Genomic DNA, 17,806 nt, shown 5'->3' with positions numbered 1-17,806 from the left:
CCTTACTTTTATGCTATTAATATAACCGTAATAAACCGCAAGGAGTGGATTTAGGTGTTACCTCAACAATATGGAAAAGCCGTTATTTTTTGCGCATGTTCGCTGATATCCGTACCAGCATTTGCAAATTCAAGCGCTAACCCTGCTTCTTTAATCTTTGGTGTTAACTCAGATAAACGTGTGTTTGAAAACACACAGTCACTTGAAAGCCAAATTCCAGTCAAAGGACATTTAGATAGTAGCTCAGCAAACATTCAATATGCAGCAACCTATCATTCTATCGTCGGCAATTATTTTGAAGCAGAAAAACTCACCTCTGGGGTGATCAATCCAGATATGTTGCTAAACGATTATCGGCTAGTTCCTGCGTTAGAAATCATAGAACAAAAGGCTGCTGACACGCGTATCACTATGGTAAACGAGGCGTATCATAATGCTAAACACCGAGCGCTAACGATTGCCCTATTGAAGCCTTTATATGAACAAGGCTATCGCTACCTTGCATTAGAAGCCCTCACTCCACAGGTAAGCGTTGAGCAGCAAATCAATAAACACGGCTTTATAACATACGAACATGGGATCTACACCATGGAAGCGACTTACGCGAGCTTGGTATTTGAAGCCAAATCACTTGGCTACGAGATTATTAGTTACGATCACGATTCACAGCAAGGTAGAGCCAAAGCCGCAGCTGAACACTTAAAAGAAAAAGTATTTAATAACAATCGCGATGCAAAACTACTCGTTCATCTAGGATTTTCTCAACTAGATGAGCAAAACCAACTGGCGAGTGAACTCAAACAAACATTGAAAATTAATCCACTCACCGTTGATCAGGTTCGCTTATCTGAGGTTCAATCAGTGAGTGGCAATACTCCTTTGCTGCTTGCACGAGTAGCAAGCCAATCTCAGCACTACTCTTCAGATCCACAACGATTTGATCTTTCTGTAACTTGGCCCAGAACCACGATAATCAATAATAGGCCAAGCTGGCTCTCCTCAACGTTTGATCTACAACAACAATCACTCGGTGTATGTAAAGAGGTTTTTCCATGCTATTTAGAACTGTCATTTTTTGTCGATGAAGGTAAAAAACTCGTCCCAATCGACAAAATTACAGTAGAAAAGCCACATGATCAGGTCTATTTAAAGCACTATTCTACGCCACTGACTTTGAGTAGTTATAATGCTGTCACTGGTGAGCTCATTACACAAAAACAACTCAACCAAAAACAGCTATAATTATTCGTGCAAATTAGGCACCAATCTGTGACTCGCGCATTTCATACTATCAAGGTAGACTAGCTTCTGAACAAATTTAGGGATCATCCATGTATCGAGTATTTGAACGCTTTACCAAGCCCTTTCCCGAGCAAGAAGTTGGTCAGCCACCACAAGGTTTGTTGGCTTTCTGTCGCTTCTACACTAAGGGAATGGAATTACCCTTGTTATTTATGTCGCTAAGTGCCGCGATCCTCGCAATTTTGGAAGTAACATTATTTGGCTTTATGGGTGATTTAGTTGACTGGCTCTCAACTTATACACCACAAACTCTGTTTGAGGCCAAGCAAACCGAGTTAATTCGAATGTCTGTGATCACGTTAGTGGCATTGCCACTGTTAGTCTTTTTTCACAGCGCCATTTTACATCAGAGTTTATTGGGTAATTACCCAATGGCTATTCGCTGGCAGGCACATCGCTACTTGCTAAAGCAGTCTATGACATTCTATCAAGACGAGTTTGCAGGACGTATTGCAACTAAAGTGATGCAAACCGCCCTAGCCGTGCGCGAATCAGTCATGAAACTACTCGATGTGCTGGTATATATTTTAGTGTACTTCACCGCAATGCTCGCGCTTGTTGCAAGCAGTGATATACGTTTGATGATCCCGCTGGTTATTTGGCTTGGCTGCTATATCTGTTTCCAATTTTATTTTGTTCCTAAGTTAAAACGTGTTTCTAGTGAACAGGCTGACGCGCGCTCGGAAATGACGGGAAGGATAGTTGATAGCTACACCAATATTTCAACCGTAAAGCTTTTCTCTTATACCAAACGAGAAGAAGAATATGCTAGAGATAGCATGGATGTATTTATTCAACCTGTATATAAGCAAATGCGCTTAGCAACTAGCTTAAACGTTAGTATTCAGGCCTTAAATTATCTTTTGGTATTTTCCGTCGCGGCACTTTCCATCTACTTATGGTCATTTAATGCAATAACCGCTGGTGCAATCGCAATTACAGTAGGCTTAGCCTTACGACTAAATGGTATGGCGCAGTGGATAATGTGGGAAATTAGCGGCCTATTCGAAAATATTGGTACAGTTGCAGACGGCATGAACACGCTCTCAAGACCGCTTGATATTGTTGATCAACAAACAGCGCCGCAGTTAGATTTTAAAGCCGGAAAAATCGACTTTTGTAACACTACCTTCGCTTATAAGCGTAAGGATGCAGCGAGACAACATAACGTCATCGACAACCTGAACCTACATATCAAACCCGGCGAGAAAATTGGTGTGGTTGGTCGCTCAGGTGCAGGTAAGTCGACTTTAGTAAACTTACTATTGAGATTCTACGATACTGACGGCGGTAGCATCGAAATTGATGGCCAAAATATTGCTAAGGTAAAACAGGAAAGCTTACGACGTCATATCGCCATGGTGACGCAAGATACTTCTTTGCTCCATCGCAGCGTACGCGACAATATCCTTTATGGTCGCCCTGATGCATCAGAGGAAGAATTAATAGCCGCAACAAAAGAAGCGCAGGCTTACGATTTTATCCAAGACTTAGAAGACAGCCACGGAAATACCGGCTTTGACGCACAAGTCGGTGAACGCGGTGTGAAACTATCAGGTGGCCAACGACAACGTATCGCCATTGCCCGTGTATTACTAAAAAATGCGCCAATTTTAATTTTAGACGAAGCCACTTCTGCTTTGGATTCTGAGGTTGAGCAAGCCATCCAGGAGAGCTTAGATGCACTGATGGAAGGTAAAACCGTTATAGCAATTGCCCATAGATTATCCACGATTGCACAAATGGACAGATTAATCGTAATGGATGAAGGTCGGATAGTAGAAGAAGGAAGCCATCAATCCTTGCTAGCCTTAGGTGGTATTTACGCCAAACTTTGGTCGCATCAAACCGGTGGATTTATTGGGGTTGAGTAACGCCGTTACAAAATAGCGCGACCGCCTTTTCAACTAATATATCAAGCTCTGCTTCTGGAAGCGGAGCTTGCCATTTTATCGCACGTTCCCAATAGCCTAGCTTTTTCAGTGCGCCCCAAAAGTACGCTGCAGCAAAGTCCGCATCAAAACTACCAAGACACCCTGAATTCGCCGCATCTTCGAACCATTGGATCATCGCGGCTTCACAATGACTAAACTTTTCATTTAAATTCTGTGCTTGCTCAAAGCTACGCATCGATTCAATCATTACAATACGCGACAAACGCATATAATCCTCGTCATTCAACAAAGTCATTGCGCTTTTCGCAAGATGTTGCAGTTGCACTGAAAAGTCATAGTTTGGGATAAATTGTATCGCAGTTATTGGCTTAATCCGCTCAATTAACAGCTCAACAACGGCATCAAAGAGCTCGTCTTTGGTCGAGTAATGTTTGTATAACGTGCGCTTTGATACTTCCGCTGATTGACTGATCGACTCCATCGTCGTCGCCTGCAAGCCTTTTTGAGCGAACTCTTCTATCGCTGCACATAAAATTGACTGCTGTTTTGGTGAAAGTTGCGTCATTTACTTATTCTGTCTTTAATTAATAGTGGGAAAAGCGAGCCTTTGTTAGCTGCTACTCACATGGTCAGTTGTATACCAAGAACCTCCTCTCTATACAGAGATAAGCCTTCTTTGTAATAAATCAACATTCCCTTTATTTTAATCAATAAAGTCGTTAATAAAAAGTACACATGATCGTATACCTAAATTGAAGAAAAGTACACGCAACCGTTTACCTTTTATTTCTTTAAGTATACACTACCGTTTACTTGTTTAATTGTCGAACAAATAGCCTTTACTTTGGTGTGGTTAAGGTATGAAATGAAGTCACTTGTCTGATTGCATCCAGTCGAGTGTGCGTTATTAAAGGCAAATTGCAAGGTAGTTCCCCGTCGAAGCCGGGGCAGCATACAATGATAATATAGGAATTGGAGTGTTCATGTATCCAGCATCAATACGCAGTCGTGTTAAACACCTATCTTTTTTAATGCTCACGTTAGGCACTTTGTCAGCGTGTTCAGAAGCACCACAGCAAGGGGGCCACGCAATGCCGCCTGCGCAAGTGAGTGTACAACAAGTTACTACTCAATCAGTGCCATTCGATATCGAACTTCCAGCGACCCTCGCGGGTGATAAGGAAGTAGAAATTCGCTCTCGAGTTTCTGGGATAATCGAATCTCGCAACTTTGAGGAAGGTCAGTTTGTAAAAGCTGGTCATTCACTATTCACCATCGAACTTAAACCTTTTGAATTAGCGGTAGACAAAGCGCAGGCAGCACTTCAGGCAGCAAAAGCAAACGTTGATCAAACTAAGCGCGAGAGCGAAAGGCTTGAGCGTTTGAAGAATGAGCGTTCGGTATCAAAGCGCGACTTTGATAACTCAGTATCGGCCTACGATATTGCAGTTGCGAATTTAGAATCTGCAAAAGTCGCATTGAGTGAAGCTAAGCTAGACCTTGAATACGCCAAAGTTGAAGCGCCAGTTTCTGGTATCGTGGGTCGTGAGTTAATGTCAGAAGGCAGTTATGTTTCCGGTCCGAGTGTACTATTAACTGAACTTACTGACATCAGCACTATTCGTGCTCGCTTCGGCTTTTCAGAGCGTGAGCAGCTAACAATGCGCCAAGATGTAGAAAATGGCTCATTGTCATTACCAGCTCATAATGAATTTGATACCACGATTATTCTGCAAGACGGTTCACTCTATGGACAAGCCGGTAAAGTAAACTTTAGCGACGTTAGGGTAAATCGCTTTACGGGTACCAGTGAGTTACAAGCTCGTATTCCTAATGAAAACGGCGAGTTAAGACCGGGTCAATTTGTGCGAGTTAAGCTCTCTGGTGCGGTACGCAATAACGCTATTGTGCTTCCGCAAAGAGCGGTACTAGACAATGGTACGGGGAAATTTGTGTACATTGCTACCAAAAATGAACAAGGTGCAACCGTAGCCCTACCTGCGCCGGTCAAAGTTGGTGAATGGGTCAAGCTTAATAATGAAAATATGTGGGTTATTCGCGAAGGCTTAAAAGAAGATCAACCTGTCATCGTTGAAGGTATGGCGAGGATCTTCTTCCCTGGTATGCCAGTATCTGTGAGCGAGCAAGGAGAATAATCTGATGTTCTCCAAATATTTCATAAACAGGCCTATTTTTGCCTTTGTTATCTCTATCGTGATAGTGCTTGCCGGGCTTGCTGCAATGCGTAGTTTGCCTGTCGCACAGTATCCCGAAATTGCACCACCTCAAGTTGAGGTGCGTGCAGTATATCCTGGTGCATCAGCGGATGTACTAGAACAAACCGTAGCAACTCCTATCGAAAACGCGATTACCGGTGTTGAAGGCATGATGTACATGACATCAACCAGTACCAACTCCGGTGTAACGACTATTGCAGTAACTTTTGAGATTGGAACGGATGTTGATCAAGCCGCGGTAGATGTTAACAACCGTGTTAAGCAAGTCGAGGCTCGTCTCCCTGAAGAAACTAGACGCCAAGGCGTGGTAGTTCAAAAGACATCTTCTAACTTCTTACAAGTACACGCATTCTATTCGCCAGATGGTACTCGAGAAAGTCTCTGGACATCTAACTACGTCACCATGAATATCCTTGACCGCGTCAAACGTATTCCTGGTACGACTAACGTGCAGATCTTCGGTGCTAAAGACTATGCCATGCGTATTTGGTTGCGCCCGGACATTATGAGTCAACTGCAAGTCACAGCAGACGATATAGCGGGAGCAATTAGAGAGCAAAACTCTCAGTATGCAGCGGGTAGTATCGGTGCAACACCGACTTCTCAAGACGCGCAATCGCTAGTTTATAGTGTCACCGCGAAAGGACGTTTATCGACGGCTGAAGAGTTCGAAAATATCATCGTTCGTGCAAACCCTGATGGCTCAACACTGCGCCTTAAGGATGTTGCTCGCGTAGAGCTTGGTTCTAAAGACTATAACTTCCAAGGTACTATTAACGGTAAGGAAGCGGTATTACTCGGTGTATTCTTGCAACCGGGCGCGAATGCGCTTGACGTGGCTAAAGCAGTAGAGGCTGAAATTGAACAGATCAAACCTCAGTTCCCCACAGGCCTCGCTCACGTTAACTCTTACGACACCACACGCTTTGTAGAAGTCTCAATTCGAGAAGTGTTAAAAACGCTTGGTGAAGCAATGATTTTGGTATTCTTAGTGGTTTACCTGTTCTTGCAAAACTGGCGCGCAACGCTAATTCCAACGCTTGCAGTTCCGGTCTCGTTACTTGGTACATTTGCAGGTCTGTATATGCTCGGTTACTCGATTAACACGCTAACGCTGTTCGGCATGGTGTTATCGATTGGTATCGTGGTAGATGACGCCATCGTGGTACTTGAGAATGTCGAGCGTATTATGCATGAGCAAGGCTTGCAGGCTAGAGAAGCCGCAGTTAAAGCGATGCAGGAAGTAAGCGGCCCCGTAGTCGCGATTGTATTGGTATTGTGTTCGGTGTTTGTACCTATCGCTTTCCTAGGTGGGTTAACAGGCGAACTATTCCGCCAATTTGCGATCACAATCTCTATCTCTGTAAGTTTATCCGGTGTGGTTGCACTGACGATGACACCTGCACTTTGTGTATTGCTGCTTAAGCACGAGCACAAACAAGATGCCAAGTTTTTCTTGTGGTTCAATGACTGGTTCCATCGTGTAACCGGACGCTATGTTGGCGCGGTTAGCTTTATGGTTCGCCGTGGTTTTGTAGGCCTAACATTGATGGTAGCGATGATTGGTGCGACAGTATTCCTGTGGCAAAAAACACCAAGCTCTTTGGTTCCAGACGAAGACCAAGGTTACTACATGATTGCTGTGTTCTTGCCTGATGGATCTTCATTAGAGCGCACCGCTAAAGTGGCTGATGAAGTAATCGCTGCTGCGAAGTCAAACCCAGCTAACGAAAACGTCGTGGCGTTTACGGGGATGGACTTCATCGGTGGTGGCTTCAAAAATAGTGCGGCGACTATGTTCGTGACGCAAACACATTGGGATGAACGAGATGTGTCGGCGAAGGAACTTGTTGGTGAGCTATTTATGAAAACCGCGCATATTAACGAAGCATTAGTGCTGGCGTTTAACCCACCGCCAATTTTCGGCTTGGGTACAACAGGCGGATTTGAAGTCTTCTTGCAAAATAAAGGCGGCTCTGATCCCGCTAAATTGAAGCAAGGCATGCAGATGATCATGGCCGAGGCGCAGAAGAGCCCTATTCTTACAGGCATTCAAACGCTATGGCGTCCTGATGCTCCGCAGCTAAAGGTGCATATGGATCGTGAACAAGCGCGTGCCATGGGGGTTAATATCAATTCTGCGTTTAACGCACTTGCAGCCAATTTAGGTAATTACTACGTCAACGACTTCAATAAGTTTGGTCGTGCATGGCAGGTGATTATGTCCGCAGAAGCAGAGTTTAGAATGACACCGGAAGATGTTGGCCGCATTTATGTGAAAAACAATCGTGGCGAAATGGTACCAATTTCTGCATTTACGGATGTTGAGTATAGTCGCGGTCCGGAAACCATGAATCGTTACAATAACTTATCTGCAGTTAAGTTAATGGGCGAAGCAGCACCTGGCTACAGCTCAGGTCAAGCTATCGCGGAATTTGAGCGTATCGCCAACAAAGTGCTACCACCAGATATGACTTACGAGTGGACGGGTTCCGCGTTCCAAGAAAAGCAAAACTCTGGCACAACCGGTATTGCACTCGGTATGGCCGTGATCATGGTATTTTTGATCCTCGCAGCACTTTATGAGCGCTGGTCATTGCCATTCTCGGTTATGTTAGCGCTACCGTTTGGTACTTTTGGTGCGTTGGTCTCAATCTGGATTGCAGGGCTGACCAACGACGTTTACTTCCAAATCGGTTTGGTTACCCTACTTGGCCTCGCCAGTAAGAATGCCATTCTTATTGTCGAGTACGCGCTAATGAAGTATCAAGAAGGGTGGAGTCCAGCAACCGCAGCCCTTGAAGCGGCAAGACTGCGTTTTAGACCTATTATCATGACTTCACTTGCTTTCATACTTGGCGTAGTTCCACTGGTGATGAGTTCTGGAGCAGGCGCAGGAGCAAGACACAGTGTCGGTACCGGTGTAATGGGTGGTATGCTCTCGGCTACCTTCCTCGCAGTATTCTTCTTGCCGCTGTTCTTCTATTGGCTAATGGCAAGACGGATGTCAGAGAAGCGTTCTAAGCAAGAACTTTCAGATGAAATCGCGCAGCATCATAAAGATGAGCATGTCGATACAGATGAAGGATTAGCTTAATAACAATCCCTTAAGTTAAACCACAAAACGCCTGAACTTTCAGGCGTTTTTTTATATGTTTGATAAAGCTACTACCGCCTTTCTACTATCTTGCCATCACACTCTTTATCACTATCCATTAGTCGTAATTTCATGCTTTTCGTCCAATTGCACTTGATTTTGTCGACAATTAGGTTATCACTGATAAAGCATAATGATAAAAACTAGAGATCAACAGCAAGGACAAGATATGACAACAGAGAGCCAATTAATAAATGCAAGTACACTTACAAAGAGTTACTTCAAAGGCCCCCAAGTAGCACCGCTGACTCAACTCACCATAGGGCAATATCTAGAAGATATTGTCGACAATTATCCAGAAAGAGACGCCATTGTTGTCTCTCATCAATCAGTTCGATTAAATTATCGTGAGTATCTGGCAAAAATAAATCAACTTGCTGCAAGTCTTTTAGCTGTAGGCATACAACCTGGGGATAGAGTTGGGATTTGGTCTCCAAACAATCTTGAATGGAGTCTAGTGCAATTCGCAACCGCTAAAATTGGTGCAATTATGGTGTGCATTAACCCCGCCTATCGCCCAAGTGAGCTTGAATACGTGCTAAACAACGTTGAGTGTAAGATGTTAGTTATGGCGAAGTCTTTTAAACATAGCCATTACGTCGACATGATAAGAGAGCTGGCACCAGAATCCTATGACTGTATGTTTGGCGAATTATCTTCACAGCGCCTTCCCTCACTCAAACAGATTGTGCTTATCGACGAGGATATTGAACCAGGTCTAATGAATTTCAGCACCTTGTTATCTAAAGCTAATGATGCGCACTATCTTGAGGCAAATGCGATTGCAGCCAACCTCAGTGCCTGTGATGCTATCAATATTCAATTTACTTCAGGTACTACTGGCAACCCAAAAGGCGCCACCCTCACCCACAGTAATATCCTCAATAATGGATTGCTCGTCGCCAATGCCATGAAGCTCACAGAGCAAGATAAGCTTTGTATTCCTGTGCCGCTTTATCATTGTTTTGGCATGGTGCTCGGTAATCTCGTTTGTATCAGTAAAGGGGCGTGCGCTGTATTCCCTAACGATAGCTTTGATCCACTTATCACTTTACAAGTTGTTGAACGAGAAAAATGCACCGGGCTTCATGGTGTACCGACAATGTTTATCGCACAATTAGAACACTCAGACTTTACGCAGTTTGATTTATCTTCGCTGCGCACTGGGGTGATGGCAGGTTCCACCTGCCCAGAAAAGGTCATGCGCCAAGTACAAACCCAAATGCATATGACCGATGTACTCATTGGTTACGGGCAAACCGAGTGCAGCCCAATCAACAATATTACCGAGATCGATTCGCCTGTAGAAAAACGCGTGCAGACTGTTGGTCGCGCGATGCCACATACCGAGGTCAAAATTATTGACGAGCTAGGACATATTGCCCCAATTGGTACGCCTGGTGAAGTATGTGCCAGAGGATATTGTGTAATGAAAGGATATTGGCAAGACCCAGAAAAAACGGCGGCGACCATAGATGACGACGGCTGGCTACACTCTGGTGATTTAGGGGTAATGGACGACGAAGGTTTCGTTAGCATCGTCGGCCGCATAAAAGACATGATCATTCGCGGTGGCGAGAATATTTACCCCAGAGAAATTGAGGAGGTGCTTTATCATCATGATGATATTCAGGATGCCGCTGTATTTGGGATCAAAGACGAAAAGTATGGTGAGGAAGTATGTGTTTGGGTTCAACTTAAGCCCGGACACTATATTTCGGAAGAAGATATTCGTGTATTTTTAAAAGATAAACTCGCCTATTTCAAAGTACCAAAATACATCAAATTGGTTGACGCCTATCCGATGACGGTAACGGGTAAGCTACAAAAGTTTAAAATGAGAGATCAAATGGAGCAAGAGTTACATCAAACAGCGTAATTTGCGTTCGACATCTTTGTTGCCACGCAAAAGGGTTTTGCGTGGCAAATCAAATAATCCTCTAAAGCACAATCCTGCTAATAATCTCTTTAGTTAGCCTGCAACGAGTAAGAAGTTCGGTTTAATCAACACACATAAAAGCAATAAATTATTATCATTTTGTTTAACACCTATCGACTTTTGTACCCAAAAGATATAAAACAGTTTTGTTTCCATATACAGGACAATAACAATATGTTTAAATTATCAACAGTTGCCAGTCTTTTGGCATTAAGCTTTACATCGGGTGCTATGGCACAAATATCCTATCTTGAAGACACACGCGACCAAATTAGTATTCAAGATTATAGTTATGAACAAAAAGCGCTTGTAGCTGAGCAAGCGAAACTATTGCTTGACGGTTTATACGTCAATAAATACGCAAAAAACCTGTACTACGGACTTTCTCCGGCCGGACACTTAGATCCAGTAGTTGCAGTAGACGACTTAATCAATAACATGGGAAATCTAAGTTCTTCTCAATTTCATCAGCAGCTGCAAAAGATCTTCTTATCTCAGCGAGATTTTCATTTGGACTATAACTACCCGGCACCAATGAAAAACTTTGTTTCTTTTGTGCCAGTTCATTTTGCACAAACCGTTAATGCAGATGGCAGCAAGGAAGTACGCGTAAACCGCATCTGGCAAAACTACACCGTACTTGCACCAGATACATCAACGGTTTCTTTAGGCGATAAAGTCATTGCATACAACGGCCAAGCAGTGACTGATGTGGTAAACAACACACTATTCCAAGGCGGTGGGGCTAACCCAGATGGCGGGTTTGTTGGTGCATTAAACAACTTAACTATCAAATCACATAATAAACAGATGCCGCCACAAAATGACGCGCTAACGCTTACTTTAGAATCTTACGAAACGGGCGAAATATATAGCGTTAACTTGCCTTGGTTGGTTTATAACGGAAATCCGAGCACACAAGCGAATACAGAAGATAATACAGCGCAGTTTACGAAAAGTATTAACTATGAATTTGCTACATTTAAAGAGTTAGAAGCGGCAGCTCAAGATAGTGCTTTTGCCCTAGCAGCCAATGCCACAGCTGAGCCGACGGTGACATGGAATAAAGTACAAGTAGACGGCGAGTCAGTCGGCTATATTAAGATTGCCTCTTTTTCACCAAAAAATGGAACTAATGCTGCCCTTGTTGCCATCATAGATATCTTAGATAACCAGTTGAGTGACACGAAAGCACTTATTATTGATGTTAGAAGCAACCCTGGCGGTAATATTCTATACAACGACTATTTACTACAACTGTTTACACCAAAACGTGTTACTCCATCTCATGTACGTTTTATAAACACACCTGAGAACCATCATATTCTAAATAATTCGCTGTTCGGTACTTACCTCAGTGATAATTGGCACCAAGTATTGGCTGACGTACAAGGTACTAATGAACAATACTCTGCTGCAACCTCATTCATGACAAAAGATGCAGCAAACCAGATTGGTCAGGCATACTATGGTAACGTGGGGGTTTGGGCTAACGCTAACACCTACTCTGCAGGTGATATGTTCACATGTGGTATGCAAGATAACGGTATTGCTACCGTATTTGGACAGCACGAACGTACTGGTGCAGGTGGCGCAAACGTAATTGAGCATGGTTTATTTGTACAGTACGTGGGTGCACCATATCAAGCGCTACCTTATGATCAAAGTATGCGGGTGTCTTGGCGTCAGTCAGTACGTCAAGGTCATCACATCAATGCGCTCATTGAGGATTACGGCTGTGTTGCCAATGAAGTTGTCAGTTATAACGTTGAAGACATATTCGATGGTGATGCTCAAGATTTCAATACGATCGCTCGTAAGTTACTCGCAAAACCCACGGCGCGCGCTACGGTAGCATTTAATTCAGATAGATTTGCGTCGGTTGCTGAGACTAACGGCGTGTATAATTTTGATGTAACCAATACAGAGTACGTAGACGTGTACATTGATGGTACTAAAGTAAAACGTATATCTGCATTTGCGTATGGTACCCGAGCTAAAACGATTAGCTACACATTACCAAGTAACGTAACGACAGGTACAGTGCAGTTTGTTGGGTTAGATAGTGGTAAAACACGTTTATGGAATTCAACGAGGTTTTTCTAAAACTTTAGCTACGATTAATTTCTAAATATGCAGCGGATTAAACCGCTGCATTTCAACCGCCTACATATTTCATGTAGCGCTTACATCACTCTGAAAACTTTGCTCAGTAAAACTCACACCCCCGCCGACAATATTTATAACAACCTGTTTTTATTGCACTTTTATTTTGGTTCATTTATTGCTGTTAATTTCTAAATTTTATATGAAGGAAACGAGCAATGACCAAGTGTCCATTAACCACCACTGCTGGTAATCCAATCGCCGATAATCAAAATAGTTTGACCGCTGGCCCTAGAGGCCCCTTATTGGTTGAAGATTACCAGTTAATCGAAAAACTTGCGCATCAAAATAGAGAGCGTATACCAGAGCGTACCGTGCATGCTAAAGGATGGGGGGCGTTTGGAACATTTACGGTAACAAACGATATAAGCCGATATACCAAGGCAAAGCTATTTGGTGAGATTGGTAAGCAAACTGACATTCTGATGCGCTTTTCAACGGTGGCGGGTGAAAAAGGGGCTGCGGATGCGGAGCGTGACGTTAGAGGTTTCTCGATAAAGTTTTACACTGAAGAAGGAAACTGGGATTTAGTTGGTAATAATACTCCCGTATTTTTTGTCCGTGATCCGTATAAATTCCCAGATTTTATTCACACCCAAAAACGCCACCCTAAAACGAACCTGCGTTCCAACACCGCACAATGGGATTTTTGGTCATTGTCGCCAGAAAGTCTGCATCAAGTATTAATTTTAATGTCTGACCGTGGCTTGCCAACGGATGTGAGACACATGAATGGCTATGGCTCTCACACCTTTAGTTTGATTAACGAAGAAAACCAAAGAGTTTGGGTGAAGTTTCATATGAAAACCCAACAAGGCCACCAGCATCATACCGATGAAGAGTCAAAATCAGTCATTGGCGAAAGCAGAGAAAGTTTTCAAGAGGACTTGCTTGAGGCCATAGAACGCGGAAATTACCCTAAATGGGACATGAAAATACAGGTGATGACTGAAGCGCAGGCAAAACAGTTCCAACACAATCCGTTTGATTTAACCAAAGTCTGGCCGCATGGCGACTTTCCACTCATCGATGTTGGCACACTCGAACTAAATCGCGTACCAGACAATTATTTTGCTGAGATAGAACAAGCCGCATTTAGCCCGTCTAACGTGGTATCTGGCATTGGATTTTCTCCAGATAAAATGTTGCAAGCACGCATTTTCTCCTATGCTGATGCGCACCGCTACCGACTCGGTACGCATTATGAGGCATTACCTGTTAATCGCCCAAAATGCCCTGTGCATCATTACCACAAAGACGGTGCAATGCGATTCTTTAACAATGAACCCGGTGGTAACGAAGATGCTTACTACGAGCCTAACTCGATGGGAGGCCCAAAAGAGAATCCAGAGTATAAACGCCCTGCTCTTGAACTTGAGGGAATGGCGGATAGATACGACCACCGCAAAGACAATGATGATTTTTCACAGCCTCGTGCTCTATATTGCTTATTTGATGATGCCCAAAAGCAGCGCTTGTACGGCAACATAGCACGCGCGATGGCGGGTGTACCTGAACATATCATAGAACGCCAACTTGGGTTATTTAAATCTGTTCACGAAGAACTTGAAGCCGGCGTTAGAACGGCACTGAATAAATAAGATTAACTAACCAATCTGAACAAAAAGCTAGTACCTGAGTGCTAGCTTTTAAAGCTGCTAGATTTGTGACCATGCCTTTTTGGTTCCAAGCGCGTAAGCCCCTCCTATTACCAAACAAATTGAGGAACTCACCAGCCAAAACGTCATGCTGTTATCAGGGATCGTTGGCATGATAAAAACAAAGCCAATTCCCCTTATTAAAAAGATTGCACTGATCACACACAGGGCGATTTTAAGCATAGGTAATTGTCGGATCCGTTTCGCCCCTGAAAACGCGTAGCATGACCAGAGCAGTAAAATCGTAGCGATAACGGCAGTGACAATGTGTGGATAAATAAGCCCTTGCTCGGCCATAGTAGCCATTTCCTCACCAGCACCAAAAAATCGATACCAAGGTGCACCAAAGATGATGCAGCCAATGTGCGCCACTGCTGCAATGACTGTAGACACACCCGCGAAGAGTAAAAAATGGTTGGTCGTTTGAGTTTGCGCGTTCAAATTCATTTCCCTATATTGTCAACTTGCTTGAGTATCGCTGTTCTGCCTTTGCCTGTCGATAGATATGCGCTCAACCGGTTTTATTTGTAGGTCGTGATTTATCTGACCAAAGGATTTCTGCCGCCTAAGATACGGCATTAAAACCCAAAGATCGCGGGGTGAACCCGCTCCCACCCTACATACGTTTAGTAAAAAGTGAAGTCAATAAAATAAACCTGTGAAGCTTATTATTTGTAGGTCGTGATTTATCACGACAAAGAGATTTCCGCTGCTTAAGATACGCCATTAAAACCCAAATATCGCGGAGTGAATCCGCTCCCACCCGATATGGGTTGGTGCAATGACAACGCTATGCTTTAGGTGCAACGAGAGGCAGATCAAACTGCACCATTAGTCCACCTTTTTCGCGATTAAATAGCTTAAGTTGTCCACCGTGGGCAATGGCGACTTCATTACAAATACTAAGTCCTATGCCTGTGCCACTGGGTTTAGTAGAAAAGAATGGCAGTACTGCGTTTGCTAGCTTTTCTTCTTCCATTCCTACACCTCTATCAACAACCACGACTATCAGACGTTGATAATCAACCAGCAGCTTCACGCCTATTTCATCTATTTTAGATCCTGACTCATGGGCGTTTTTAACCAAATTAATCATCACCTGCTCTACCTGTATGGGATCAAAAAAAGCGCGCTCCAAAGGAAGTGCTGCCAGCAAAGTAAAGTCATAAAGCTTACCAACGGTATCAAGTAAGGGCTGCAACGGTTGCTCTGTAATATTTGGCGCAGGTAATCTTGCAAATTCGCTATATTTAGCCACAAATTCACTCAAGTTCTCGGTGCGGCGGTTAATCGTCGAAAGCATTTCGGGCAATAGTTGAATAAGGGCGTGGTTTTGCTCTTTGGCGCTTCGCTCTACAATTGTATTTGCCGAGTTGGTCAACGAAGAAATAGGCGCTAATGAATTATTGAGCTCATGACTTATCAGCCGAATGGCGTTTTTCCAAAGCCCTACCTCTTGGCGGCTCATTTCGCTAGATAGGTTTTGACACATAAGCAACACATGCGGCTGGTGGTTGAGTGTAATACTCTGCCTTGAAAAGTAATAGCTCTGCTTTTCATCATTGGCTTGAAAGGTCACAAACCCAGATTCTTTTTGTAGCAAAATGCTTTGCAGTTTAGGATCTGCATTTGCGATGGCATGATGCAGTACAAGGCCACTTAGAGATTTTTTGTTATTAAGTAATTTCCCAGCTTTTTCGTTGGCATATACAACCTGATCAAACTGATTGAGTAATATAATCGACACCGGCGACACCTGCAAAATGGTATCGAGTAGTAACTCCCTTTGGCTAGTAGCGTGGCGCTGCTTTTTTAGTGTTGTCGATAAACGATTATATTCCAAAATTAGATCAGACATTTCTATGCTTTCAAAATGCGTAATTTGAACTGAAAAGTCTTGATCTTTAAAACTGCGGATCCCGTCCGTTAAGCAATCTATGATCCGTTGTTGGCGAGAGAAAAAGTAACTGATACCGATAACGCCTACTACCGCCGCAACAAGTAGCCCCAGTGGAATTGCCAGAGTAAATGGTATTGCAAATAAAGCTGCCAGCCATAGAATAGCCGCAAACACTAATAGTGATACAAATAGGCATGCAGACACCGCTGCTTGAAGAGACACCATCATTTTAAGCCAAACTTCTCCATTCTCCGGTATAGTGCTTGCCGACTTAACCCTAGCTTTCTTGCGGCTTTACTGACTACGCCATCAGCGCTGTCTAATGCGGCTTCGATATCTGCTTGTGTATATTCAAGCGGCTCTTCATGTTGTGGTGTTTGAATTGCTAAATGCTCACATTCAATTTCTTGCCCGGGACTCAATAGCACAGCACGACCTATGGTGTTTTCAAGCTCCCTGACGTTTCCAGGCCAAGTATGATGCTTTAACTGCTTCATTGCCGCGTTGCTTATCGTTTTATTGCTCGGTAAAAAATGCTCCACCAACACCGTAATATCTTCTTTTCGTTCAGACAATGGCGGCAGTTTAAGCTCAATCATATTGATCCGATAATACAAGTCTTCTCTAAAACTACCTGCGCGAATGGCCTCTGGTAAATTACTGTTGGTGGCACTTATTACCCTTACGTTGACCTTTTTTGTCACCGTGCTGCCAACGCGCTCAAACTCACCGCTTTGTAAAACCCTCAGTAATTTTTGTTGCCCTGCCAAAGACAAGTTACCGATTTCATCCAAAAACAAGGTGCCACCATCGGCGGCTTCAAAGCGCCCAGCCCTCGATTTTTGTGCGCCTGTATAAGCACCACTTTCAACCCCAAATAACTCGGCCTCAATGAGGTCCGCCGGAATGGCCCCCGCATTTACCTTAATAAAGGGTTTATGTTTATAGCTGCTATTGGCTTGCACGATTTCTGCAATTTTCTCTTTGCCTGCGCCGTTTGGTCCTGTGATCAGAATTGGCGCATCGGAGTGCGCAACCTGAGTAGCCATCTCAAGTAAGCTCAGCATGGCAGGATCGGCAACCACCACACCACACAGGTCGTATTGCGCTCTTAGCTTTTGTAATCTGGCGTTGCGCTGATTAGCAGCACTACTCACCTGCTCTTGCAATTCACGCATTTCGAGCAAATTCTTCACTGAGGTGACGAGTTTATGGTCTTTCCAAGGTTTGGCTAAGTAGTCTGCCGCACCATCTTTAATTAGCTCTACCGCCATTTCAAGGTTTGTCCAAGCCGTCAATAAAATGATTGGCAAATCTGGCTCTAAATCTCGAATGGCTTTATACAAGGCTTTACCTTCCGCACCGCTGGTGGTGTCTCGGGTAAAGTTCATATCTTGAATAACTAAGTCGAATTGTTTGCTACGAACCTTCTCTAGACCCAGCTGCGGAGAGGTAACACCTTCACACGGAATATCGTTGAGCATCAAAAGGACTTTAATGGCTTGAATTACATCCGGATTATCGTCAATTACCAATACACTCATGAACGCTT

The 17,806-nt window shown here is 43.7% G+C and carries 11 protein-coding genes; 7 read left to right on the top strand and 4 right to left on the bottom strand.

Going from position 1 to position 17,806, the window contains the following annotated elements:
- Window positions 1–54 precede the first annotated feature (54 nt).
- Together A587_RS0108915 and A587_RS0108910 are read left to right on the top strand one after the other, a co-directional pair.
- A complete protein-coding gene (locus A587_RS0108915) occupies window positions 55–1,242 on the top strand; it encodes a hypothetical protein (RefSeq protein ID WP_017217298.1) in 1,188 nt (395 codons plus the stop codon).
- Between the two features lie 89 nt (window positions 1,243–1,331).
- On the top strand, window positions 1,332–3,176 hold the full coding sequence (locus tag A587_RS0108910; protein ID WP_017217297.1) for an ABC transporter ATP-binding protein: 1,845 nt from the start codon (window positions 1,332–1,334) through the stop codon (window positions 3,174–3,176).
- Here the strand turns inward: A587_RS0108910 and A587_RS0108905 are convergent.
- The gene (locus tag A587_RS0108905; protein WP_017217296.1) at window positions 3,160–3,762 is read right to left on the bottom strand and encodes a TetR/AcrR family transcriptional regulator; all 603 of its coding nucleotides are present in this window, start codon (window positions 3,760–3,762) and stop codon (window positions 3,160–3,162) included. The two genes, A587_RS0108910 and A587_RS0108905, sit on opposite strands and share 17 nt — an antisense overlap.
- 418 nt (window positions 3,763–4,180) lie before the next feature.
- Here A587_RS0108905 and A587_RS0108900 point away from each other — a divergent pair, with 418 nt between their 5' ends.
- The 5 genes from A587_RS0108900 (at window position 4,181) to A587_RS0108880 (ending at window position 14,297) form a co-directional block, all read left to right on the top strand.
- The gene (locus A587_RS0108900) at window positions 4,181–5,353 is read left to right on the top strand and encodes an efflux RND transporter periplasmic adaptor subunit (RefSeq protein WP_017217295.1); all 1,173 of its coding nucleotides are present in this window, start codon (window positions 4,181–4,183) and stop codon (window positions 5,351–5,353) included.
- Between the two features lie 4 nt (window positions 5,354–5,357).
- Window positions 5,358–8,531, top strand: a complete 3,174-nt coding sequence (locus A587_RS0108895; RefSeq protein WP_017217294.1) for an efflux RND transporter permease subunit — start codon at window positions 5,358–5,360, stop codon at window positions 8,529–8,531.
- A gap of 229 nt (window positions 8,532–8,760) precedes the next feature.
- Entirely contained in the window at window positions 8,761–10,470 is a 1,710-nt protein-coding gene (locus tag A587_RS0108890; protein ID WP_017217293.1) for an AMP-binding protein, read from the top strand.
- A gap of 234 nt (window positions 10,471–10,704) precedes the next feature.
- On the top strand, window positions 10,705–12,636 hold the full coding sequence (locus A587_RS0108885) for a S41 family peptidase (RefSeq protein WP_017217292.1): 1,932 nt from the start codon (window positions 10,705–10,707) through the stop codon (window positions 12,634–12,636).
- Window positions 12,637–12,854: 218 nt separating this feature from the next.
- Complete coding sequence (locus A587_RS0108880; RefSeq protein ID WP_017217291.1) at window positions 12,855–14,297, top strand: catalase; 1,443 nt, start codon at window positions 12,855–12,857, stop codon at window positions 14,295–14,297.
- Window positions 14,298–14,354: 57 nt separating this feature from the next.
- On the opposite strand, the gene A587_RS0108875 is transcribed toward A587_RS0108880, so the two are convergent.
- From A587_RS0108875 to A587_RS0108865, 3 genes are all read right to left on the bottom strand, one after another.
- On the bottom strand, window positions 14,355–14,801 hold the full coding sequence (locus A587_RS0108875) for a hypothetical protein (protein WP_017217290.1): 447 nt from the start codon (window positions 14,799–14,801) through the stop codon (window positions 14,355–14,357).
- Between the two features lie 343 nt (window positions 14,802–15,144).
- Window positions 15,145–16,482 (bottom strand): sensor histidine kinase, encoded by a 1,338-nt coding sequence (locus A587_RS0108870; RefSeq protein WP_017217289.1) that lies wholly within the window; start codon window positions 16,480–16,482, stop codon window positions 15,145–15,147.
- Window positions 16,479–17,798, bottom strand: coding sequence for a sigma-54-dependent transcriptional regulator (locus tag A587_RS0108865; RefSeq protein WP_017217288.1), 1,320 nt, complete (start codon window positions 17,796–17,798; stop codon window positions 16,479–16,481). Before A587_RS0108865 ends, A587_RS0108870 begins: the two co-directional genes overlap by 4 nt.
- Window positions 17,799–17,806: the final 8 nt, after the last annotated feature.

Source organism: Pseudoalteromonas sp. NJ631, assembly GCF_000276645.1.
GTDB lineage: Bacteria > Pseudomonadota > Gammaproteobacteria > Enterobacterales > Alteromonadaceae > Pseudoalteromonas > Pseudoalteromonas piscicida.
This window is presented reverse-complemented; position numbering and strand designations above follow the sequence as displayed.